Origin of the sequence: Streptomyces sp. TG1A-60 (assembly GCF_037201975.1) — a bacterium.
GTDB lineage: Bacteria > Actinomycetota > Actinomycetes > Streptomycetales > Streptomycetaceae > Streptomyces.
The window spans coordinates 2,035,825-2,058,555 of sequence record NZ_CP147520.1 but is presented as its reverse complement, the minus strand read 5'-3'; the positions used below and the strand labels follow the sequence as shown (position 1 = coordinate 2,058,555).

Below are 22,731 nucleotides of genomic sequence, written 5' to 3'. Positions count from 1 at the left end.
TGGACGCCGGACCCCGGAGCATCTCCGCGTTCGCGGAGCGGTCCCTGCTGTGGCAGTCCACCTACGCCGAGGTCCACGGAGCATCTCCGCGTTCGCGGAGCGGACTTGAACCGAGCCTGGATGTTGCGCTGGTTGGTCGAAGTATCTCCGCGTACGCGGAGCGAAACCGGCTGTGATCGTCGTCGACAACCTTATGGAAGGAGCACCTCCGCAATTTACGGAGCGATCTGCCTGCACGTCCTTTGACGCGTCGGGCGCTCTGGAACGCTTCCGCGCACGCGGAGCAAACATCCAGGGCGGCAAGGAATCGGACGCCTGGTACGGAACACCTCCGCGTACGCGGAGGCCCGATCGTGTGCGAGGCGAAGGCGGCCATCGACGGAGCAACTCCGCGTTTGCGGAGCGGATGGCGGCGTCCAACCGATGGTAGGTCGCGCCCCACGGAACATCTCCACATACGCCGAGCGGCCACTGCGCCGAACTCTACCTACTGCCGGTTCTACGGAAAATCTCCGCGTACGCGGAGGGGACCGCGTGCCGATTCATCCGTGCATGGTCGAGGATGGAGCATCTCCGCTTACGCAGAGCGGACCCACCCCCGTAGACCGTCAGGAAGTTCGCCATCGGAGCATCTCCGCCGACGCGGAGCAGACGTCGTACCAGCGGTCTGGCCGAGGATACCCGCCGGAACATCTCTGCGTGCGCGGAGCGGACGCGGGCCTGTACGTCGAGGACTGCACGACGGGGCATCTCCGTGTACGCGGAGCGGACGAGGGCTCCCTCAAGTTCAACAGCGAGCCGAACGGCGTATCTCCGCGTAGGCGGAGCGAAGTGCGGGCAGCAGGGCTACGACGGCGCGGGGGTCCGGAAAACCTCCGCGTGCGCGGAGCGGACGTACGGATCCTCCCACTCAACGCCGCACAGTGCGGAGCATCTCCGCGTATGCGGAGCGGATCACGCTAAGGACTCCGTCGTCTGGAAGAACTACGGAACATCTCCGCGCATGCTGAGTGAACCACCGGACCACCGAGCCCATGGTGGTCCAGCGCGGAGCATCTCCGCGTACGTGGAGCGGACGCCATGATCCAAAAAGCGGAGGTCTACCTGGACGGAGCATTTCCGCGTTCGCGGAGCGAACCGGTGGCCGCGCGAGCCCGGTCGAGCAGGCCCACGGAATATCTCCGCGTTCGCGGAGTCGATTGCCGGCTAGGAGCTCGATGGACTCCGCCAGCGGACCATCTCCGCGTGCGCGGAGCGGACGTCATCAACTACCTGATCTGGAAGTGGAACGACGGAGCATCTCCGCTGTATACGGAGCGGACGTGACCTTCGACGGGGACGCGATGTCAAGCGCCGAGCATCTCCGCGTACACGGAGCGGATTCGTCCAGATTCTGGGACGCGGACCCGTACAGCGGTGTGTCTCCGCATACGCGGAGCGGACAGAATCACCTTGATGGTCGCGGCGGCGAACATCGGGGTATCTCCGCGTATGCGGAGCGGACACGTCAGCTGTGCGCTGCCGGCCGGGCAGGAGCGGAATGTCTCCGCTTACGCGGAGCGGACGACCCTTATCGCTGGGAAGAGCCGCTAGACAACGGGACATTTCCGCGTGCGCGGAGTAGTCCACGGCAACGGATTCTGGGTCCGGAACATCTCCGCCTGCGCGGAGCGCCCGCGATCGGCTCGGCCCGCAGCCGCTTGCCCTGCGGAGCATCTCCGCGTACGCGGAGCGGACGACATTGGCCGTGTCGGTTGCTGCCACCGCGGCGGAGCATCTCCGCGTACGCGGAGCGGACCGCTGCCGACAACGGAGCGACGGTATGAGGGACGGAGCATCTCCGCGTACGCGGAGCGGACCTTTTGTGGCCTGCGCTTACCGGATGGCTTTGCCGTTTCTTTGCGTGGGTTCTGGAAGGCGGGCGAGAGTGAGGAGGCCGCAGCCGTAGGCGCGGCCTTGGCCGATGCCGGTGGTGAGGAGGGCGCGGAGGGCGTCGGGGTCGGTGACGTGGAGGGCTCCTTCGTAGGTGGCTGTGGTGAGGGCGACGCGGATGCGTTTGTCCTGGTGGTCGAGTTTGTCGAAGGTGTTCTTGCCGCGGTGTTGTAGTTGGAGTTGCAGGGGGATTGCGCCGTCGGGTCCGAGGTCGTCGGAGTTGCCGGCCAGGGGGATGGTGAAGCCGTTTCGTTCTGCGCGTTCGGTGAGCCAGCGCAGTTGGTTGTGTGTGGTGGTGTGGGGGAGGCGGCGCCCGCGTTGGTTGGGGCCGGGGGAGGCGGTGCGGTGTGTGGGGGATGCGGTGAGGCGGAAGGCGTAGCGCTGGCCTTTTTGGATGTGGTTGAGGAGTGGGGTGTAGGTCTTTGTTTCCCATTGGGGTGTTTCGGCGGCGGGCCATCCGGCGTCTTCGATGAGCTGGGTGAAGTCGGGGCGGGTGGGCGAGACGGTCCACAGGGTGGGGCGGCGGGTGTCGTCGCTGTCGAGGCGCCAGAGGATTCGGGGTGGTGTTTGGCCTGGTGGGGTGGGGGGTTGGTCGGGGAAGCAGCCCATGATGAGGGCGTGGAGGGCTCGTGGGTTGCCGATGAGTTTGATGGCGCCTTGGCGGCGGGGGTTGATGTAGGCGCGGGTGAGGTACATGGCGGGTCCTGTCAGCCGAGCAGGTCGAAGGGGTCGTGGGCAGCTTTGTGGGTCGACAGGGGCAGGGTGATGTGCCCGTGTCTGATGGGGCGTTCGGTGTACCGGCGCCGGAAGGGAGTGGTCGGCGGGAGCGGCTGGTCGGGCAGGACGTCGGTCCCTGCTGGATCTTCGATGACGGTGTCCAGGCTGATGCTGGACTGTCCTCGGGCGTGGTGGCGGGCGATCGTCCGGTCGCTGGCCTGCCAAGGTGTGGCGCGCAGTGCGTCGTCGAGGCAGGTCTGGTGTTGGAGCCCGATGAGTAGGGGTTTGCTGGGCGGGCAGGAGCGGCGGCCGAGGAAGGGAGGGAACCGGGGCCGTTGGAGGGCGCGTGCCGCAGTGGCGAGTGTCTCCGCGTCGCCTTCGAGGTAGGCGGTGAAGACGGCGTCGCTCAGGTAGTGGCGTCGGGTGATCTTGGTGGATTCCTTGACCTGCAGTCGGCCGTTGTCGGCTTTGGGCAGGCGTTGCTGGACGGGGTCGGTGGGGGCGTGGGAGGCGCCGCTGACGGTGTGGTAGTCCACGAGGAGTTCGCCGGGCTGGTCCGCGCGTGCTGCGAGGCGGAGGGGGGCGAGGTCGGCGAGGGTGAGGCCGGTGGTTTGCGAGGCACTGCAGTCTCTGGGGATGCCGCAGGCGGCTGCCAGGAGCCCGATGACGCCCGACTTGCTGGGGTAGGGGAGGGTGGCTCGGATGGTGTGCCGGCTTTCGATGCCCCAGGACTGCAGGGGGCCGGCGAGCCGCAGGATCAGGACGCTCATGTCGTCGGAGCCTTGGGCAGTGCCGCGGTGATCGCCTTCTGAGCCTCGTCGAGGGCGGTCTTCCACGTCGTGGGCGCAGGCAGATTAGGGCTGGTGTTGCGCAGCGCGGAGGGGTAGACGGCGGCGGACCAGGCCGGGGCGTCGCCCCACTGTTCGTCTGCGTCGTGGATGTGCGTGAACAGGGCCTCGACGGATGCGGTGAGGTAGCCGTCGGAGCTGCGGGCGATGGGGCGTTCGAAGGCGTCGACGTGGCTGACGGGGCGGTCTTCGCGGAGGCTGAGGACGATGGCTTCGGGGCGGGTGTGGTGGGCGAAGGTGTTGGCCTTGCCGGTGGGCATGCTTGAGGTGAAGGCGCGTACGAAGCCGAGGGCGGACTTCACGGTGCTGTCGTGGTCGTTGTCGAGGTTGGCGTGCAGGGTGCGCAGGTCGAGGGTGGCGTAGCGGTAGAGGGTCGCGGAGTTGAACTCCAGGGACCCGATCATGCCGGCGCCTTTGTTGTCCTCCTTCTGCATGTCGTCGACGGCGGTGAAGTAGTCGAACTCGGTGATCGCTTCGTGGGTGGAGATGGCGTGCGCGACCTGGCAGCCGGCGTCCACTCCGGTGTCCGGCGAGTTGGCGACCATCCGGCCGAAGAGCGCCACTGCGCCGGGGTGAGCCGTCACACCCATCTCTTTCAGACCCAGCGATCCCACGATGTCCGCGATCTTCTTGTCGGTGCTCGCGGTGGCGAGGGCGTCGACCTCGGTGGCCAGGGCGTCGACGACGGTGCTGATCTGGGTGCGGCCGAGGAAGAGGAGGTATTCGGTGACGGGCCGGTCTTCGGCCGGTGCGCCGGTGGAATCCTTCTTCGCAGAGGGCTTTTTCGCGGCGACCTTGAACATCGCGAACGCCGCTGCCATGCCGATGGCATCCGCCTTGCCGGCGAGGGCCGGTGTCTTCTGTGTGAGTTCGTCCGCGATCATCTGGGGGAGTTGCCTGGTACGGACGGCGTCCTCCCCGGCCAGGGCTCCGTCTGCCTCGAACGCGGTGCGGGCGGCACGCTTCCACGCCTGGGAGGAGACGCGTGCGCGCCTGACTCCGCCGAAGACGGCAGTCTTGGGGCTGCCGTCCTGGTCCCGGTTGATGTTGGAGGGCGGTACGTTCTGAAGGATGTGGAGGTCGAGGAAGGCCATGGCGCTACTCCTTGATCGGTTCGGTGGTTGCGTCGGTGGGCTTGTGAGGGGTGCGGTGGAAGTCCATGCCCCAGATGCGCTTGAGGCCCTGTCGCCGGGCGGGGGAGTGCCAGGCTGCGAGGGCGTCGGCCAGCGCGACGTAGTCGAGAGTCACGTTGTAGGTGCGCATGAGCGAGACGAGGAAGCGCACGTGGCTGGTCAGCTCGGTCGTCGAGTCGGCGCCTTGGGCAGCGCGAAAGCGCCTGGACGCGCCGTCCTTCGACGGCATTGCGTTCTGCAGGCTGCGGATGGCTGCCCCCAGGGAGATGCCGTCTCGGTGCACCGAGGTGGACTTGGACTGCGCGTGGCACGCGTACAGGGCGAGGGTGTGGTGAACGGCTGCGATGACCTCGTCGCGCTGCCATGAGGGCACGTACTCGGCGAGCGGTGTGTTTTCGTTGCCCTCCAGTACGTAGGAGATGGGCTGGTGCATGTCCAGTTCGTCGAGGGGCTCCCTGTTGCGTCCTCGGCGGCAGGCGGCGGCAAGTCCCGGGTCCCGGTCGATGGCCCGGAGCTGGGTGACGAGGCGTTTGTGCCATGCAGGTGGCTCGGTGGAGGGCTTCTTGTTGCTGGTCGTGGTCATGGCGTGGGTGGCTCCAGGTCGTCCGGGTCGTCTTCAGGGGCGAGAAGTTCGTGCAGTGCTTTGTGCAGAGCACTGTGGAAGTAGATTTCTGCGAGGGACGCGTCCATGACCTGGCCGTCCTCTGTTTCGTGGCCATGCCACGCTGACGGGCTGGTGGCGTTCAGGAGCGTGCCGGACCTGGCCCGGATGATGGTCCGGACCTCGTTCGCCCATAGATCGAGGGTTTGATCGATGTCGGCGTCGCTCTCGGTTAGTGAGGACAGCCACCGTCGGAATGGTGTGTCCAGGGCGGCGTACGCGGTCTCTCGGGCGCGCTCCCGGTGCCCGGCCAGCAGTCCCTCCTCGGAAGGGCGGCACCCCGAGGCGACTGCCAGGTTCTCGGCTAGCTTCGCGAGCGCGTGCACGGCAGCGGCGGTAGCCCTGACCGCGTCGAGCACGGCGTGGCGCCACTCGTCACTTTGGGCGGAAAGAACGATCACGGGCAGAGGGAGCACGTCCCCGTACGCCTCGTTGATCACCGCGCTCTGGTTGCCGTACTCGAAGCCGACCGCGAGAACGTGCAGAGGCATGCCTTTCAGGGCTGTCATGCGTGCTCTGCTGCCCAGCTGAGACAGCACCGCAGGACCCTGGAACGTCGGCGCGTCCCGGACTGCTGATGCGGTGGTCGGCTCCGCGCGTGCCAGAAGCGGGCCCAGCCCGCGCCACAGCTGCCGCTCAACCTGGTGGCGCACGGGCCAGTACACCAAGGGGAAGCTGCGCTTCTTCTCCAGGTTCGAACTGCGCTTCCACGCCGAATGCGGTTCACTGCGCATCCATGCTCGAAGGTCCTGACCGGTCTCCAACGAGAGCCGGTCCCCACCACACACCACGACCTGTCGCACCACGAACTGCCCCGGTACTTCCGGGGCGGGTTCGGGGACCAGACGGATACGGCGTGCAGGCCAGGTGAACAGCTCGAGCCGTCCTTGCGGCGCCCGCTGCGACCACTGCGCCGACAGAGGGGGACGTTCCCACACCGGCAAGTCCGTCCCCCGGCCTCAGAGCTGGTGAGAGGCAGAAGGTTGCACATCAGGGAATGCCACAGCGTGGGTCCCATGGGCATGACCACGCCGAGCTGGCCGAGCGATCCGACAGGGTTGGACAGCGTCTTGCCCCTGACGGCCTGGTCGTCGCCCACGGCTCCGGTCTTGATCGCCGCGGTGTCCCAGGCATGGGCGTGCAGCAGCCACCGTGCGGCCTGAGCCGGAGACAACGCGGCCGGCTGGTCATCGCGTTCGGCCGAGAACAGCGGCACATTGTTCCCGCTGGCGATGTGCGGGAGCAGCAGAGCTGCGGTCTTCGTCTTTCCGTTGAGCGCTTCCAGCCCTCCCACCTGCATGAAAGGCGACTGCGGGTCGAACAGGTCGAACCGTGCTCGGTGCTCATCGAGGTATCTCCCGACCACCTCGGCGTCGAAGGCCCCAGCGTCCCACCAGGAAACCCACTGAGGCTCCGCCAAGCTCGTTTCCGCAGTTCAGTGGGGCTGGTGTGATGGGTCGGTGAGGTCCTCACGCTGGCAGGTGGGGTGATCGTTAGCACGAGATCGTCTGGCGCAGGTGTTCTCGTGGGTTCTGGAGTGAGGTTCGGGGGTCGCCGCGTAGGTTCTGCGCTGGGAGGGATGTTCATGACGGACGTGCTGGCGTGGACGATCGAGCGGCGGCTTGAGCTGGCGAAACGTGCCGAGCTGCTGCGCAAGGAGCTGGGTGAACTCGAAACGGAGGTCGCCCGGTTGGAGGCCGCCGAGGTGGTGTTCGGGCAGTGGGCCGAGGCCACTGATGGTGGACGGCGACCGCCGGGCATCGTGTCGCCGGAGCCGGAGCCGGAGCCGGAGCCGGAGCCGGAGCCGGAGCCGGAGCCGGAGCCGGAGCCGGAGCCGGAGCCGGAGCCGGCCGTTGTGACGGTGGGTCCGGGTGCGGGCGGGATGCGAGTGGTGCCGGACCGCGTCGAGGGGATGGGACTGGAGGTCCTGACCTCAGAATATCGACGGATCATGGAGATCGTGGCCGGGGCGGACGGTCCGGTGATGGCCAAGGACGTCGCCCTCGGGCTGGGCCGGGAGGCGAGTCCGGCGAAGATCGAGCCGGTCCGGGGCCAGCTGCGCAAACTTGCCGACCGGGGCTGGCTCTCACGTACCGCGTCCGGGCGTTACCTTCCCCGCTGACCAGTAACGCCGCTGGCCGGACGGGCCGATTCCTGCCATAACGCGAGTGCCCCCGGCGGGAGTTGGTAAGTGTGTGACCAAAAACCAGCCCGCCGAGGGCCCTCGGGATGTTGTCTACCAGGTCCGCCTCCCGCTGTCGAAGCGGACCATCGATCTCGTCGCCGACCTGATACGCCAACGCCGCAACCGGATGCGCTCTGTCTGGCGCAAGGCCGAACCCGGTAAGCAGGCCGTCATCGTGCTCGCCGTACTCCGTCACGACCAGCGCCTGGCCGACATGGCCGGCGGCAACCAGGTCGGCGAATCCACCGTCCGCCGCTGGGTGAAGGAAGTCGTCAAGCTGCTGGCCGCCCGCGCCCCGCGCCTGGACCGCGCATGCAAGAAGATCGCCCGCAGCGGCGGGGTCGTGGTCCTCCTCGACGGCACCCTGATCCGCACCCACCGCCGCACCGGGAGGGACGACCGGAAGAACTACTCCGGCAAACATAAGGCCCATGGCCTGCTGTTTCTCGCTGTCACCGACGAGAAGGGCAACCTGATCTGGATCTCCGCGGCCAAGCCCGGCCGGTCCAGCGAGATCACCACCGCCCGCCACAACAAGATCACCGGACACCTGAGGGAAGCCGGCCTCGGCGCCCTGGCCGACCTCGGCTTCGTCGGCCTCGACGACAAGCCCGAAGACGACCCGGTGATCATCACCGGCCGCAAGGCCACCCGCAACCACAAGCTGACCGTCGCCGAGAGGGAAGCGAACCGCCTGGTCAGCCGCGAACGCGCCGCCAACGAACATGGCTTCGCGAACCTCAAGTCATGGCGGATCCTGACCAAACTCCGCACGGACACCCGGCAGGCGACCACGCTCCTGCGGGCCCTGCTCGTTCTGGCGAACAGCGAAGTACAGCGCTGACGGAGCGGGCGGATGATCTCGCCCCGACGATCACGCCACCTGCCAGCGTGAGGACCTCACCAACGCATCACACCAGCCCCACTGAACTGCGGAAACGAGCTTGGCGGAGCCTCACTGCTTTTCACTGGTCGGCCCCTGCAGAGCGCGATGCAGTACAGCCAGCAACAGACGCATGACCGGCGGAATTTGGGAAGGGGCGTCGAGGGCCAGGCTCCGGATTTGGCCAGCGCGTGTCAGGACGCTGCGCAGGGATACCTCCGCAGACGTGCCGTCGGTGAGGACGACCGGGATCCAGTCGTCGTCGACCAGGTTGAATTCCATACCGCTCCAGCGCGTAGGCATGACGAATCACCCTGCGTCCAGGCGTCTTTCAAGTGCCTGGCGCGGACTCACATACCTACAGGACCCCACTGACAACGGGCGATGAACTGCAAAAACAGGCTGAGAGGAGACCGATCAGACGATCTGCAAGCCATCCTGTGAGCAGTAAGTGACCCTCTTGCGACCCAACCGCAGGGGCCGGCCATCCGCTGGAAGGAGGAGCACGCGGACCGAACCCAGCCACGCAGAGTCCCGCCACGCTTCCGGAGTGAAGGCAGCTGCGCCCGCGGCATCCGTCAGCTCCTGCGACCACCCGGGCAACCGGATCGCCTGGTCCAGCACCATCTCGACTCCATCCGGATCCGGCAGGCTTCCCAGCGACACCACTGAGCCTTCTCCAGCGGAGACAGACGCAGCCGTGCCCGCAGCGGCTCCCCCACGCATCAAGATCACCTCCAACGACGGCTTCCCGAGCCGCACCAGCGCCTGGACCTGCGCCGTGCCGTCATCGTCCTCACCACTGAAGGCGGCATCCCTGTGGAGGTCCGCCAGGGTCTCCACATCGCGCGGACTGGGCAGAGTCACCTGTGCCGCCAGCGTCGCCATCCGGTCACGATCTTCCTCATCCTGGCGCGCCGCCTCAACCAACCGCTCCTGCCAGGAATCCGGCCCCACCCCTTCATCGCCGTAGACACGGTTGACCAGCTCTGGAATGGCAACCGGCATCTCCAGCACGCCCCGGTCCAGCAATACCGCTGCTGTGCGCCACAACAGGTGATCCCCGTACACGGTGCGCGACCCAGCCGGAACCGAAGGCGGCGCGTCGACGCCAACCTGATAACCGGTCACGACAACCCGAGCCTGCGCGAGCATCCTCGGGCGGTCGGCCACCAAATGCCGGTGCATCCGACCAATGCGCTGGAACAGCAGGTCAATGGGGCACAGATCCGAGATGAGCCCGTCGAACGACACGTCCAAGGACTGCTCGACCACCTGCGTGGCGACCACCACGTGCGGCACAGGCCGCGTCCCGGCCGGCCCAAACCGCTCGATCAGCCTCGTCTCCAGGCGCCGACGGTCGGCCACGGTATACCGCGCGTGCATCAGCGTGACAGCGTCCTCCCCAAGAACTCCCCGCAGTTGCGCCGCCAGCTTCTGCGCCCTGTCCACCGTGTTGCGAATGACCAGGAGGCACCCACCCTCCGACACCATCTCCACTGCACGTTCTGCGACCGCGGTGACATCCGGCTCCGGCAGCATCTCCACCTGCACCCCCAGCCCGCGATCCGTCGTCGCAGCAGTAACCTGCGGCGCCGAGCTTGGTCGGCCACTACCGGGGGCGTCAGCCCATGTCAGCCGCGGATACGCCTCGTCGTCTACCAGTGCCAATCGCCGCCCCGCGTACGCATCGAGCAGCTCCTGCCGCTGCCTAGCGGGCAGAGTCGCCGACAGCAACACCACCGGCACACCGCACGCACCGAGCCACTCCAGCACCCGCTTCAACAGCCCTGACATGTATGCGTCATAGGCGTGCACTTCGTCCAGGACCACCACCTTCCCGGCCAGACCCAACATCCGCACCGACACATAGCGCGACGCGAGGCCCGCCAGCAGCAACTGGTCAACCGTCGCCACCACCACCGGTGCCAGCAGCGCCCGGTAGCGGCCTTGGACCCACAGCGACGCGATCAGCCCCGTGCACTCGTCCACCCCTACGGCACTACTTAATAGAGCCCGGTAGTCCTCCTGCCGTGCCGCTTTCCCGTGCGCCAGCGCCACCGTCGTGTCGGCCCCCTGTCGCTCCAACCACTTCACGACCCGCCCGAACATCTGATTCGCCGTCGCCTGCGTGGGCAGACCGAAGAACACCCCGTTCGCGCCCAGCCTGGCGGCTAGCACTTCCACCGCTGCCAGGGCGCCCTCCGTCTTGCCTTCTCCCATGGGCGCCTCAAGGATCAGGAGACCAGGGTTACGCACAGAGCACGCGACCGTACAGATTGCCTCCTGTACGGAACGCGGCTCAGCAATGCCGAACCGAGACCGATACAGCGCACGCGCTCCCAACCGAGCGCTTTCTGCATCCGGCTTCCAAGCTCCCCGCACCCCCATGACCTCACCCGCGTGCTGGACGCGGGAGGCGGAAGTCCTCATGTATCCGTCCGGAAAACGGCCTTCATAAGGGAAGAGATTCTCGTTACTGGCCAGCCAGTCCGCCAGCGTCACCGCGCCAGCCTGCACCAACTGGGCCGGCACCGACGGCACACTCCGGCACCACTTCTCCAGGAACAGCTCAGCTCCGCTGCCTTCTACAGCTGCCCTGTGTACGGCATCCTGCGCCGGCAGCCACGCACCGGTACCCCGCCGCTTGGCCCGGATGCCCTCATCCAGCCAACCCACCCGGGGGAACACACCATGATGGCCAGCCAGCGTCAGGGCCACGAACTCGGCAGCCTCGGCATCCCACCCCTCGGCGCACAACATGTCGAAGATCAAGCGCCCTGACAGCCAACTGTGGGGAAGTGAGCCCCTGACGGACAGATCCACCGGCAGCCCAACAGCCATCAATTCCGCTCGGCGGCAGCTATCCAGGCCGGCGAAAGACGGCGTCGCCTTCCCCAGATCATGCGAAGCGGCCAACCACACCAACCGAACACGAGCCGACTGGGCATCCTCCGCCAGGTCCGCAGCGAGCAACCGGCGAACCTGGAGCGCGAGAAAGTGATCCCACAACCAACCACCCGCGTGACCGCTGTCCCACACATGCGCGATCAACGAATGCCACAAAGCTCCGGGCGGCGTATCCGGCGCCCAACGATTCCGACGCCACGTCTTCGCCCACAAGAGCCGATCCACGTCAGACAACTTCGACATCCAGCCTCCACGTCCTCCCGCACAGTCCTACCGGCAGCCTCTGACAGAGGACAGCAGAAATCCCGCACGCGCTACTGTGACAACCATGGCCGTCTCTCCCGAAGGCTGGTCTTGCATTTTGATAAACCAACAGCAAATCCGCCACAGAAGGCCAGGTGAAAGAGGGTCTGCTCCGCGCAGGCGGAGATGGCCCGATCGCAGCACTTGCCATGCGGCCCGAGGGCTGGTCTGCTCCGCGCAGGCGGAGATGGCCCGCCGGATCGCAGTACCAGGTGCATGAAGTCCACGTCTGCTCCGCGTAGGTGGAGATGGTCCGGACCTCGACAAGGTGCGCGCCCTGCAGCGCCCGGGGCCTATGCCGTCGGGGTGATCTCCACGCGCGCGCATCCCACGAGCGCAACAGCGACAGGAGTTCAGCCAGCGCACAGTAGCGCTCCAGCAGAACAGCGCCCTCCATGGGACGCTGAGCGCCGCGGTGAAGTCCGCCAAGCTCCGGCAGCGCGGGCTGTCGTACGCGCGCTACACGCGCTTCCTTTACATCGGTCGCTGAGCCCGAGCCCGCCCGGGGGCAGTTGCTGATGGGTGCCTTGGGGAGGCGGTTGCCGGCGGGCGCCAGGAGCCGTGGCCGCGGCAAGGAGGGCGGGGGTGCGGTCGACGGGGCCGGCCGGAAGGGCGTGCGACCGTCGAGGCGTCTGTGAACTCAGTCAATGATTGCCGGTGTAGGGTGGCTGATCTACGATGCTGGCGTCCCCGTGTCAGGCCCGTCCGAAAGTCGCCCCCCGCTCGGAGAATCACATGTCAGACTCCATCGACGCGCCCGTCACCCTGGCGGGAATTGCACGCATCGCGGGTGTAGGCAGAGCGGCGGTAAGTAACTGGCGGCGCCGCCACGACTCGTTCCCAACACCCGTCGGGGAACGGACACCAGCCCGCAGTTCTCCCTGGCCGACGTCGAACGCTGGCTGTACGCCCATGGAAAGATTGAGCGGATCGGGCTGCGTGAGCGGCTGTGGCCGCACTATGAGGCGCTGGGCGAACGTGCGGTCATGGGTGCGGCACTCGCGGAAGCTGGCCGCCGCCTTCTCGCCGCGGAGGGCGCGGGCCAGGCCGTGCCCGAGCAGTCCTCCCTTCCGGAAGAGGCCGTCCGTGTGGTGGACGAGACGGTCGATGCCGCACGCCACGAAGGAGGCCGCGCGACCTTCGACTTCCTGCTTTCACGTTGGCTCGACGCCCATGTGCGGCAGGTCAGCACCACTCCGGCCCCACTCGCTCGGCTGATGGCGGACATCGCTCTGACTGTCAGAGCCGGAGGGCCAGGGGGCACGGATGTGCGGATTACCGTCCTCGACCCCGCATGTGGCGTTGGTGGGCTGCTCCTGGCCGCCGGTGAGGGCATGGGGGAGCGGGGGGCCAAGGCCAACTCCACGGCTCCGACGCTCCTCGGGGCCGACCTTGACCCGGTGCTTGCCGCGCTGGCAGCCGCCCGGCTGGGCTTTGCCCGCGCAGACGTGGGAGGGGTGGGCACGGAGATCAGGGCGGGAGATTCGCTCCGCGCAGACCCGCACGGTGTCGTGCGGGCCGACGCCGTCCTGTGCAATCCCCCATTCAACGCGCGCGACTGGGGTCATGAGGAACTGGCCACCGACCCCCGCTGGGTCTACGGCCTGCCACCGAGGACAGAGCCCGAACTCGCTTGGGTCGAGCATGCGCTGGCCCGCCTGGCGCCCGGCGGTGTCGCCGTACTCCTGTTGCCACCGGCGGTGGCCTCCCGGCGTGCGGGCAGGCGCATCCGCAGGGCGTTGCTGCGCACGGGCGCGCTGCGAGGAGTCGTCGCGCTGCCAGCCGGTGCCGCGCAACCGCATAGCGTCTCACTCCAGTTGTGGATTCTCAGGGCGCCCGCCTCCGACGGCGGGACGGCTCCGGGTGAGCGGCTGTTCCTGCTCGACGCGGCGACCTCGCAGGGCACGGGCCGGGGAGCTCAGGGTATCGACTGGCCCCGGCTGAGCGTTCAGGTCCTCGACGCGGTACAGGCCCACTCCTGGTCCGAGGGCCAGCAGGCGGGAGCGGGGGAGCGGCTACCCGAAGGGTGCGTCACCGTCCCCGTGATGGACCTGCTCGACGAGCAGACGGATCTCACGCCCGCACGCTACGTGCCGGAGACGGCCATGGAGGCCCAGGTAAAACTCCACGAATCCTGGGGGCGCCTGGATGGTTTGCTCGACGAGGTGCGCGGTCATTCCCGTACCCTCGCCACGATCGACCTGGCGGGGGGCGGCGATGCCGCATCCACGGTTATGGTCTCGGACCTGGACCGCGCCCACGCGCTCAAGCTGCGGCAGGGGCAGACGCTTCCACGCGAACTCCTGCACGGCGATGCACTTCCGCACGGTGCAGTGCCAGTCCTGAGCGTTCCCGACCTGGTACAGGGAGGGGGGCCGGGCGGCTGGCTTGCCGGGGCCGTGGTGGAGAAGGGTGCCAGAACCGGCGCGCTCACCGTGGCCGAGCCGGGGGACGTTGTTGTGGTGGGCGTGGAACGGGCCTATCGCGTATGGGTCCAGGTGGACACGCCCCTGGTGCTCGGGCCTCAGCTATACGCGCTGCACCCGGACCCCGAACTGCTCGACGCCTGGTTTCTCGCGGGCTGCCTGCGAGCTCCGGCCAACGCGCGGCAGGCTGGCTCCCACACCTCCAGTTCGGCCCGCATCGACGTACGTAAATTGCAGGTACTCCAGCTTTCTCTCACCGAACAGCGGCCTTACGCGGCGGCCTTCAGGGAACTGCTTGCACTGGAGGAGTCACTTCGCTCCCTTGCGGCGGTGGGCGAGGGCCTTGTCCGGGGCCTCGGGGACGGGCTCGCGGCTGGAAGGCTGCACTGATCGCCCGGTGAGTCTGCCGGTCCCGCATCATCTAAGCGAATGCGGAGGGGCACCCGCGCCAGGTCGTCCGCCTACATCTCGTAGCCCAGCTCGTCGAGCTCGATACCGACGTCGTGGCATCGCTCTGCCAGTACCTGGGCGCGAGGGCCGGTGACGCGGGGCAGCTCTTCAAGCACCATGGCCAGCGCCGATGCCGCAGGGAGCAGGTCGCCGAACGGGATACGGCACTCCGCCGCGCCGAGCGTGCCTTCCAGGTAGTCGGCCAAATCGTTCGGGCTCACGTTGCCCTCCGCCCGCAGGGCCAGATCCTCGTAGAGCGCGATCGCCTCCTTGCAGCGCCCGGCAATGCGCATGCCGTTCGCGGCCACACGGAGGGCCGCCCGGACCCGTGGGTCGAAGGCGCCCCAGTCCCGGCGGGCGGCCGGCAGCAGCTCCGCCAGTCTGTCGACCGCGCTCGCGGGCTCACCGACATCGATCTCGGTCTCGGCCTCGGCGGTGAGCTCCTGAAACACCCTGCGGCTGAGGAACCCGGAAGTGCGGTGCCTCCTGTTTGGCCTGGTCGCGATCGCCGGTGCCGCAGGCGCGGCGGGCAGGTCGTACTCAGCCGGCAGGCGCAACGGACGCGTAGGGTCCGGCTCCAACCGAGGGGAAGGGGCGGCGTCACCCGGGCGCGGCGCGTACTTCCGCAGCGCCTCCGCTACCGCGCGGGCGTCAACCGGCCGGTCCTCCGGCTCCTTCGCCAGCAACTTCAGCACCAGAGCTTCCAGCTCCGCCGGGATGTGCCCGACGTGGCAGGTCGGCGGGATCGGAGCGTCCTTGACGTGCTGGTGCTTCAGGCCGTCCCCGGAGAATGGCGGGTGGCCGGTCAGCAGGTGGTAAAGGATGCAACCCAGCGCGTATAGGTCGGTCTTCGGGGTGATCTGGCGTTCCAGGATCTGTTCCGGGGCCTCGTACCCCCTGCTGCCCACAGTGGAACCGTGCTGGGTGTAGTCCGTGACGCCGGGCCAGAGTGGCTTGGCGATGCCGAAGTCGATGAGGACGACCACACCGCTCTCGTCGATGATCAAGTTGTACGGCTTGAGATCACGGTGCACGACCGGAACGTCATGGGCGCAGGCTAGCGCCTCGGCGATCTGGACTCCGATGGCTGCGGCGACGCCGACGGTGGGGGTGTACTGGTCCAGGAAGCGGTGCAGGGGCTTGCCGTCGACGAAGCGCATGACGAGGTAGGGCTCGGTGCCGTGGGATCCCTGGTCGTACAGCTCGGGAATGCTCCTGTTGCGCATGCGTCCGAGAAGTGCGCCCTCGCGCCGGAACCGGCCACGCATGCGCCCCAGCTCCTCGTGTGCTTCGTCTTCGTCCAGTGAGTCCAGAAGATCGCTGTTCGTGCGCAGGCACTTGACGGCCACCAGCCTCTCGTCCCGCAGGTCCTCCGCCTGCCAGACCACGGCCATGCCGCCGCTGCCCAGGTGCTTGCGCAGCTTGTACCGGCCGCCCAGCACGTCGTCCTTCTTCATGCCGCCCCTTGCCTCCGAAGCGTCCCTCGTCCGTCACGAAGAGAGGCGCGACGGTGATGGGGTTTCCGGTTCCGCCGGACCGTTGCGTGGCGGATGCGCCCAGTGTAAAGCGATCGAGAACGATTTCGTGCATGGACTGAGTTCACAGCCGTCGTGTGTCATGCTGGAGTCGCCCGACACCCGGCAAGCCGCTCTCGATGGTGTCGCGTCGGGCCGCCCTGCCGTACCGCTTGGAGGAGCACATGAGTAACTGGCCGCGCCCCGCCGGAACCAGCGGTGACACCAGGCTGGTACGTATGAACCTCGGCGCTGCGCGGCTCGACCCACGAGACTGCCCGACGAAGCGCAGCAGCGACGCCCGCCCGATGCTGATTGCAGATCCGGAACCGCCCGAACTCATCGAAAAATTTCAGGACTTCACTCTCAAGGTCTTTATGGATGCGCTCGACCTGATTGAACACGAGCGCAACGATCCGGAGTGGGTAATCGGAGAACTCTGGCGCACGAAGGGAACGTTCGGGCTCTACCGTCGCCGCGCGTCGCACCCTCTGCTCCTGTCCTGGTCGGCCGAGGCGGTCCGGCGTTATCTGGAGGCCAGGGCGGCGGACCAACACGCCCGCCAGGCAGCCGGCCTCACGCTCACCGTCCCGATCCGTGACACCTGGGTGCTTGGCAAGAGCCCCGGGCCGGTCGACGCCCGGGGCGCGGACACCTATGAGATGACCGCCTGGGGACGCCGCTACGCGGCCGTCGACGGCTCCACCAGGGACCTGTGGCTGCTCACCTTTGGCGCTGCCAAGGACGATCGCCCTGAGGGGGAGAAAGCTGCAGCCGCGTACGTCGCGGCCCGGGGGCGGCCGGCGGGCGGGGGCTGGCGGAAGCGACACACTCCGGTCCCCTTCGACAAGCTTCCGCCGTTCCGCACCAACCTGCCCACAAAGGTCAGGGTCATCGAATTCGGCTGTGGAGATGGAAAGCGCAAGGAGCTGCTCGACTGGAACAGGCAGCAGGCGCGGCAGCACTTCACGGCGGAGGGGTGGCCCGCACTCCTCCAAGCCATCGACGGCACCGGGACTCGCCCCGGATCCGGCTGCGTCGACTGCAAGGCGATGACCGGCTGCGAGACACTCCCGCGTACTCCGGAACTGCTGCGGATCACACCACCGAAACCCCAGCGGCCACGACGCAGCGCCTCGGTCACTGATCTGCGCGCCTACCGGGACTGCCCGGCGAAATACCACGTGACCCGGCAGCTCAAACTGCGCTCCTCGAAACCCGAGAGCCCGGAGGTACGACGCGGCCGCGTGGTTGACGACATCCTGAACCAACGGCACGGCAGCAAGCCCTACCGGAGCTGTGAGGCGCTCTCCGGTCCGGCGGACCCAGCATCCTGGGGCGCGGGCGGCCTGCACCTGAGCGGTCAGGAAGCACTCGACGGCGCCGCCATGCTCGAACAGCACGCCTTCTACTGCCCGCTGGACGGCCTCCTCGCGGAGGAGGAGGTGCGTGTGCAGTACCAGGCAGTCTGTTACGACCCCGAACTCGATCTCGTTCTGATAGCCACCCCCGATCTGCTCCACACCCGTCGCGGGGGCTGGATCTGGCGGGAGACCAAGACCGCGAGCAGGTACCTCTACGAAGGGGAGCCGCTGTTGAAGCGCTATCCCCAGCTGGCACTCGGCGTGTTGATGCTGGCCGCCGGCGTCCTGGGCGGAGATGTGGCGCGCTCCAGGGTGGAGCTCGAACTTCTCCACACCGACGACGTGACCTTCGAGGAGCTGGACCCCTCGCGCCCGGGGACCGTCGACGAAGCGAGAGAAGTGATCGCGCAACTCGCCCAGCCCTGGGCCCAGGATCAGGACTACCCGACCACTCCAGGCCGGCACTGCGGCAAGTGCGAAGCCCTCGAATGGTGTCACCCGGGAATCGAACATCTCGCCACGACGGAGCAGGAGTCTCGATGACCACCGCCTCTGATACCCACACAGCCCAGCGCGGCGACTGGCTCGACTTCCCCGACGTACGGCTCGTCCGTACTCTGGCCGGCGCGGTAATCCAGCTCGCCGACCTCGGATCGCTCTCCTCCTTCAGGCTGCCCTACCCGGCCGAAGCCCAGCGCGCCCTCGACCGGACCGTCCTCGCCTGCCTCCTCAGAGGCGTCGAGGAGATCCCCCGCAGCCTCCCGGAACTGCTCTTCTGGTGCCACAGCCGCCCTCTGGAGGACTGGCCCCTCGACCTGCCGCCGGATGCCTTCGGGCCGGATGACTACCTGGTGGACCCCGAGGCGCTAGTTCCCACCCAGCTGTGCCACGAGTGGTGGATCAGAGGCAAGGACGCCGGTGCCGCCCAATTCGACCGGGAGGTCATCCACACGGCGATGCGCCTGTGCCGCAAGGCGTCGTCTCCCGAGTCCTACGTAGCCTTCCGGAAGCTCCTGGTGGAACGCCCGGTGCTCACCGGAGTCGAACGGTTCGAGACCGAGACCGACCTGTTCCTTGCCCCCGTACAAGAACTCCTGGACCAGTGCTACGCGGCGGTCCCGGCCTCCTACGAAGACGAGGGAACCTACGTCACCTGCGGCCGCTGCCTGACCCTGCTCACTCCGGTCGCGGGCGGCGCATCATGGTGGTGCGAACGTGACCGGTGCCGCCGACGAGGCGCGCCGCCGCACGGGCGGACCTTGGCCGGAGCAGACGCTGCCGGGCTGCTGCAACTCGTGCGACCACTCAGGCAGTTCGTCACCAGCCCCGGGCGCGCCGAGGTCGAACTGGAGGCCAGGCTGAGCGCGCTCGGACTCGAAGTCCAGCTCTGGCCGGGCTTCGACGCCTACGACTTGCGCGTGACCTTCCCCGACGGGCACGTCTGGGCCATCGATGTCAAGGACTGGAAACATCCCGGTCTGCTCGGCCGTGCCGCGAAACCCGTCCGCCCAGAGCCGCCCTACGACGAGTCGTGCTGGGTGGTCCCCCGAGAACAGGCCGAAGCCCATCGCGACTACCTCGGCACGTACCGGCGAAACCGGCCCGCCGCGGCCGAGGGCCTGCTCTTGCTCACCGACGACCGGCTCGTCGCACTCGCCTCCGCCCGGCTCCGAGGGGAAGGCGGCCCTCACCTGATGGACTCCACACCGACGAACGGATCGCCCCGTGCGTAACAGCAGCGAGTGGTACCAGCCACTGGCCAAAGCCCTGGAGCCGGTCTGGCCCCAGGAACATCAGGATGTGAACCCCTCCCTGCTCTGCCAGGTGGAGCTCGGCCTCTACCTGATGGAGACCCTCGACCCGTCCCGCGACGCCCGAGGCGTCTACACCCTCTTGGGCGGCTACCCCTTCGCCGTAGCCGCGGGCCTCGTGACCACGCCGGCCCAGTGCGACCGGCTGGACGTGGCACGCCACCTTCTGTGGAAGCTGCGCCGCCGACGCATGTGGCACCAGTGCCTGGAGACGTATGCCCAGCTACCCGAACGGCTCCGTGGATACCGACTGCCCGAGGGGGGAGGGCCGGCGCGGCGGGTTGAGCCGACGGTCGCAGGCGACCGCTTCGGCAAGTTCGAGCGTGCGCTGTCCAGGCTTCCGGACTTCGACCGGCGCTTGCTGCCGCCTGCCCCGGCGGGCCAGGCCCGCTTCACCGAGCGACACCGGCCGGCCTCCGTGACCATCCCCGAGCAGTTGTGCTTCCCTCCGCCTGCCGGCCACGACCTGGGCCGGGTCCCGGGCACCGCAGGCCGGCCCCTGGACATCCCACTGGCCGAACTCGCGGAAACGGCACGCTGGATGGAGGAGTCCGAGACCACCGGTGGTCTCCCCTCCGGGAAATGGGTGCGACGCCTGGAGGATCTGCAGCTCGATGTCCTCTCCACCGACGGGCTGCACTTCGAGGAGACGACAACACTGCGCCTGGACCAGCTGCTCCATCTGGTCGGCATGGTGGGCGCGGGGAAAAGCACCCTGATGAATCTCATCGCCGTCTGGGGTGCGTGCAAGGGGTTGCGTACGACTCTCGTCGTCGGCGATGTCGCCGAACAGCTCACCCTGGTCGGCCAGTTCCGGGACTTGGGGCTGAAGGCCGCCCCCGTCATTGGCGGCACCACCCGCGAGCAGCACGCGTCCCGGCTGCACCGCCGACTCGCCGCACGCGGCCAAGCCTCCCTGCTCCAGCACGACGATCCGGCCTTCGACGACCTGAGCACGGTGTGCGTCCTCGACGCACAGCGCGGACTGGAAGCGGCCGAACCCCTGCGCTATGTCGACGCCCCCTGTACGGAACTGCGCCCGGTCAAGACGCCCGGTCTGACCGCCGCCGAGGACATCCCGATGCCCGTGTACCGGCACGACGCATCCGCGCGGCAGAGAGAGGAAGGCGCAGGGGGGACGGAGCCTGAGACCTCCCGGTCCGACCACGGCTGTCCGGTGTGGAGCGTCTGCCCCCGACACGCCACCGACCAAGAGCTGGTCGACGCCCTGATCTGGGTGGCCAACCCCGCCAGCTTGCTGCAGAGCGCCGTCCCGAACCACCTCAACGCGGAACGTCTGAGGCACCTCGAACTCGCCTGCCTACGCAGCGACATCGTCATCGTCGACGAAGCGGACCGCGTACAGATGCAGCTCGACACCGCCTTCGCCCCGTCCGCGACGCTGATCGTGCGAGGCCCGGAATCCTGGCTCGACCGGCTCGGCATTCACAAGATCGATGAATTGGCCCGGCAGGGCCGACTTCCCCTCTCGGCACGCGACGTCGAACGATGGTCGGCCTCCCTCGACCTCGTGCACATCGCCGCCAACCGCCTTTACCGCAGGCTGATCACTGAGGACGACCTCCGTGAGTGGGCGGACATCGAATACTTCAGCGCCTGGACCCTCCAGGAGAAACTGATCAATGAGTGGTACCCGCGGCCGCACGTCGATGGATCCGTCCTAGACGGGATCTCCTCCGACACTGAGGTGTACGACTCCGACGGCGACTCCGACGGTCTCGCCTCACCGCGCACCCCGGGCACGGAGGCGTGGGACGCACGCCGCAGCGAGGTGACCCAGGCCCTCGATGCCTTCCGTGACGACCCACTCGGTGATCGCGGCCCGCACGGTGAACTCACCGACACCCTGATCCGCAGGGCCGGAGATCTCCTGCACAACCTCGACCAGGCGGCGACCAGCCAGCGTGTCCGCTCCGTCCTCGATGTCTTGCTCACAGGGTCGCCCATCATGGACGGTTCACTGCAACAAGAGGCACCGGGGCCCGGGAAGCCCGACCGGGACCCCGTGGATTCCTGGGGGACCGAGCCCTGGCTGGAACGGGCGACACGGCGCCTCGAGTTCACCCTGGTACTGGCCGCACTGCATCAGCGCCTCGAACGCGTCACTTTCCTGTGGCCGCAGGCCGAGGCAGCCCTCCACCTGGACACCGCCGACAACGAACTCTCCCGCAGGCCGCCCCTGGACTACGCACCGGTCGTGCCGGAAGCCCCCATGGGTAACGTCCTCGGATTCCAGTACCTGCCCGAAGACCCAGAGCGAGGGCCGGAAGGCGACGAACACCGTAGTGGCACCCTCCGTTTCTTCCGGTGCGCCGGCGTCGGCCGGGAACTCCTGCTCACCCTTCCCGCACTGGGGGCCGACCCCGCCGCGGGCCGACCCGGACCACACGTGGTGCTCATGTCGGGCACCAGCTGGGCCGGTACATCGACCCGCGCACACGTCATGGCTCCAGTCAAGGCGATCCTCAAACCCCACCAGGCCGCCGTCGACTCCATCCGGCAGACCCGCTTCAGCACGCTGTTCCTCTACGACGGCGAAGGAACCCCGCTCACGCTCTCCGGAGCCAAACTCGACACCCGCGAACGGGTTCTGGCCCAGATGGTTACTCAACTCGGGAAGTCGGCCCCAGGCAGTACATCGCTCTTGGACCGGGAACTCCGGCAGATCGAGGACGGCGAACGCCGGCGGGCATTGCTCCTGGTCGGCAGCTACCACGATGCCAGGACGGCCGCTGACCTCCTTGAACGCATGCCCCGCTGGCGCGGCAAAGTCCGCGTCCTGGCCTCCGATAAGGCGGAGCTGGACCACACCGGCCCCGGTGACTCGGCCACGGGCGACTTCACCAGCGCCTCCGCCGTACGACGAGGCGACCTGGCAGCCTTCGCCAAGGACGAGGACGCCGAAGTCCTGGTCGCCCCCTTGATGGCGATCGAGCGCGGTCACAACATCCTCAACCAGAGCCACAAGGCCGCCTTCGGTACCGTGCTCTTCCTCGCCCGTCCCCACCCGCGCCCCGACGACCTCTCTCTGGCCGTCTTCGCTGTCAACGACTGGGTCACCAGGTTCGTCCGCGACCAGCCGGATCCCGAAGCGGGAACCTTTGGCAAGCTCGTGGCCGACGCTGCGGACCTGGACGCCGCTGGGCTCGGCTTCCGCCTCGCCGCCCGGAAGGAATGGCGCCGCCTGCTCTCCCGGCGCTACATCTACTCCCGGCTCAGCGACGCGGAGAAGACGTCCTTCGCCTGGGACCAACTCGTCACCATCTGGCAGGTCATCGGCCGCCTGGTGCGAGGCGGAGTGCCCGCACGTGTCGTGTTCGTCGACGCGGCCTTCGCCCCCGCCCTTGCCGAGGCCGGGGCACCGCCCGCCGCGGCGACCCGGAGCGGACGCAGGCGCAACGACGACGGTCTGCTCATCAAGCTCCGTGACGTCCTCGCGCCCTACTTCGACGACGAGACCGCCCCCGAATCGTTTCCCGAACCCGCCGACCCCGCCCTGGTGCGCACGCTTTACCACCCCCTCTACGACGCCCTGTGCGGCCTGAGCGCCGGAAACTGACCCCCGAGAACCGA

The 22,731-nt window shown here is 67.9% G+C and carries 13 protein-coding genes and 1 pseudogene; 6 read left to right on the top strand and 8 right to left on the bottom strand.

Annotated elements, in window-relative coordinates; genetic code table 11:
• Positions 1 to 1,875: 1,875 nt before the first annotated feature.
• From cas6e to casA, 5 genes and pseudogenes are all read right to left on the bottom strand, one after another.
• A complete protein-coding gene (cas6e, locus tag WBG99_RS08320) occupies positions 1,876 to 2,628 on the bottom strand; it encodes a type I-E CRISPR-associated protein Cas6/Cse3/CasE (protein WP_338895718.1) in 753 nt (250 codons plus the stop codon).
• 11 nt (positions 2,629 to 2,639) lie between these two features.
• A complete protein-coding gene (gene cas5e, locus WBG99_RS08315; protein ID WP_338895717.1) occupies positions 2,640 to 3,419 on the bottom strand; it encodes a type I-E CRISPR-associated protein Cas5/CasD in 780 nt (259 codons plus the stop codon).
• The gene (cas7e, locus tag WBG99_RS08310) at positions 3,416 to 4,591 is read right to left on the bottom strand and encodes a type I-E CRISPR-associated protein Cas7/Cse4/CasC (RefSeq protein WP_338895716.1); all 1,176 of its coding nucleotides are present in this window, start codon (positions 4,589 to 4,591) and stop codon (positions 3,416 to 3,418) included. Before cas7e ends, cas5e begins: the two co-directional genes overlap by 4 nt.
• Positions 4,592 to 4,595: 4 nt before the next feature.
• Positions 4,596 to 5,213 carry a type I-E CRISPR-associated protein Cse2/CasB gene (gene casB / locus WBG99_RS08305; RefSeq protein ID WP_338895715.1) on the bottom strand — a complete coding sequence of 206 codons (618 nt, stop codon included), beginning with the start codon at positions 5,211 to 5,213 and terminating at the stop codon, positions 4,596 to 4,598.
• Positions 5,210 to 6,711: pseudogene (casA, locus tag WBG99_RS08300) on the bottom strand (type I-E CRISPR-associated protein Cse1/CasA). Before casA ends, casB begins: the two are co-directional and overlap by 4 nt.
• A 165-nt stretch (positions 6,712 to 6,876) precedes the next feature.
• Between casA and WBG99_RS08295 the strand changes: the two are divergent.
• Both WBG99_RS08295 and WBG99_RS08290 read left to right on the top strand, forming a co-directional pair.
• Positions 6,877 to 7,413, top strand: a complete 537-nt coding sequence (locus tag WBG99_RS08295; protein WP_338895714.1) for a hypothetical protein — start codon at positions 6,877 to 6,879, stop codon at positions 7,411 to 7,413.
• Positions 7,414 to 7,486: 73 nt separating this feature from the next.
• Positions 7,487 to 8,320, top strand: coding sequence for a transposase family protein (locus tag WBG99_RS08290; RefSeq protein WP_338895175.1), 834 nt, complete (start codon positions 7,487 to 7,489; stop codon positions 8,318 to 8,320).
• 111 nt (positions 8,321 to 8,431) lie between these two features.
• On the opposite strand, the gene WBG99_RS08285 is transcribed toward WBG99_RS08290, so the two are convergent.
• Positions 8,432 to 8,641: a type I-E CRISPR-associated protein Cse1/CasA gene (locus WBG99_RS08285; protein ID WP_338895713.1), complete on the bottom strand. Its 210-nt coding sequence runs from the start codon at positions 8,639 to 8,641 to the stop codon at positions 8,432 to 8,434.
• Positions 8,642 to 8,776: 135 nt separating this feature from the next.
• Positions 8,777 to 11,512 (bottom strand): CRISPR-associated helicase Cas3', encoded by a 2,736-nt coding sequence (gene cas3 / locus WBG99_RS08280; RefSeq protein WP_338895712.1) that lies wholly within the window; start codon positions 11,510 to 11,512, stop codon positions 8,777 to 8,779.
• Between the two features lie 1,046 nt (positions 11,513 to 12,558).
• On the opposite strand from cas3, the gene WBG99_RS08275 reads away from it, so the two are divergent.
• On the top strand, positions 12,559 to 14,388 hold the full coding sequence (locus WBG99_RS08275; RefSeq protein ID WP_338895711.1) for an N-6 DNA methylase: 1,830 nt from the start codon (positions 12,559 to 12,561) through the stop codon (positions 14,386 to 14,388).
• Between the two features lie 71 nt (positions 14,389 to 14,459).
• Here WBG99_RS08275 and WBG99_RS08270 read toward each other — a convergent pair whose 3' ends face one another.
• Positions 14,460 to 15,905, bottom strand: coding sequence for a serine/threonine-protein kinase (locus WBG99_RS08270; protein WP_338895710.1), 1,446 nt, complete (start codon positions 15,903 to 15,905; stop codon positions 14,460 to 14,462).
• A gap of 242 nt (positions 15,906 to 16,147) precedes the next feature.
• On the opposite strand from WBG99_RS08270, the gene WBG99_RS08265 reads away from it, so the two are divergent.
• The 3 genes from WBG99_RS08265 to WBG99_RS08255 are packed head-to-tail and all read left to right on the top strand — an operon-like array spanning position 16,148 to position 22,717.
• Positions 16,148 to 17,869, top strand: a complete 1,722-nt coding sequence (locus WBG99_RS08265) for a PD-(D/E)XK nuclease family protein (protein ID WP_338895709.1) — start codon at positions 16,148 to 16,150, stop codon at positions 17,867 to 17,869.
• Positions 17,866 to 19,059, top strand: coding sequence for a hypothetical protein (locus WBG99_RS08260; RefSeq protein ID WP_338895708.1), 1,194 nt, complete (start codon positions 17,866 to 17,868; stop codon positions 19,057 to 19,059). Before WBG99_RS08265 ends, WBG99_RS08260 begins: the two co-directional genes overlap by 4 nt.
• Positions 19,052 to 22,717 (top strand): hypothetical protein, encoded by a 3,666-nt coding sequence (locus tag WBG99_RS08255; RefSeq protein WP_338895707.1) that lies wholly within the window; start codon positions 19,052 to 19,054, stop codon positions 22,715 to 22,717. The genes WBG99_RS08260 and WBG99_RS08255 overlap by 8 nt, the downstream gene beginning before the upstream one ends.
• Positions 22,718 to 22,731 lie beyond the last annotated feature (14 nt).

Excerpts from the sequence above, each read along its gene's own strand:
- cas6e (WP_338895718.1), bottom strand. The coding sequence starts at position 2,628 with ATGTACCTCACCCGCGCCTACATCAACCCCCGCCGCCAAGGCGCCATC.
- cas5e (WP_338895717.1), bottom strand. The coding sequence starts at position 3,419 with ATGAGCGTCCTGATCCTGCGGCTCGCCGGCCCCCTGCAGTCCTGGGGC.
- cas7e (WP_338895716.1), bottom strand. The coding sequence starts at position 4,591 with ATGGCCTTCCTCGACCTCCACATCCTTCAGAACGTACCGCCCTCCAAC.
- casB (WP_338895715.1), bottom strand. The coding sequence starts at position 5,213 with ATGACCACGACCAGCAACAAGAAGCCCTCCACCGAGCCACCTGCATGG.
- WBG99_RS08295 (WP_338895714.1), top strand. The coding sequence starts at position 6,877 with ATGACGGACGTGCTGGCGTGGACGATCGAGCGGCGGCTTGAGCTGGCG.
- WBG99_RS08285 (WP_338895713.1), bottom strand. The coding sequence starts at position 8,641 with ATGGAATTCAACCTGGTCGACGACGACTGGATCCCGGTCGTCCTCACC.
- cas3 (WP_338895712.1), bottom strand. The coding sequence starts at position 11,512 with ATGTCGAAGTTGTCTGACGTGGATCGGCTCTTGTGGGCGAAGACGTGG.
- WBG99_RS08275 (WP_338895711.1), top strand. The coding sequence starts at position 12,559 with ATGGGTGCGGCACTCGCGGAAGCTGGCCGCCGCCTTCTCGCCGCGGAG.
- WBG99_RS08270 (WP_338895710.1), bottom strand. The coding sequence starts at position 15,905 with ATGAAGAAGGACGACGTGCTGGGCGGCCGGTACAAGCTGCGCAAGCAC.
- WBG99_RS08265 (WP_338895709.1), top strand. The coding sequence starts at position 16,148 with ATGAGTAACTGGCCGCGCCCCGCCGGAACCAGCGGTGACACCAGGCTG.
- WBG99_RS08260 (WP_338895708.1), top strand. The coding sequence starts at position 17,866 with ATGACCACCGCCTCTGATACCCACACAGCCCAGCGCGGCGACTGGCTC.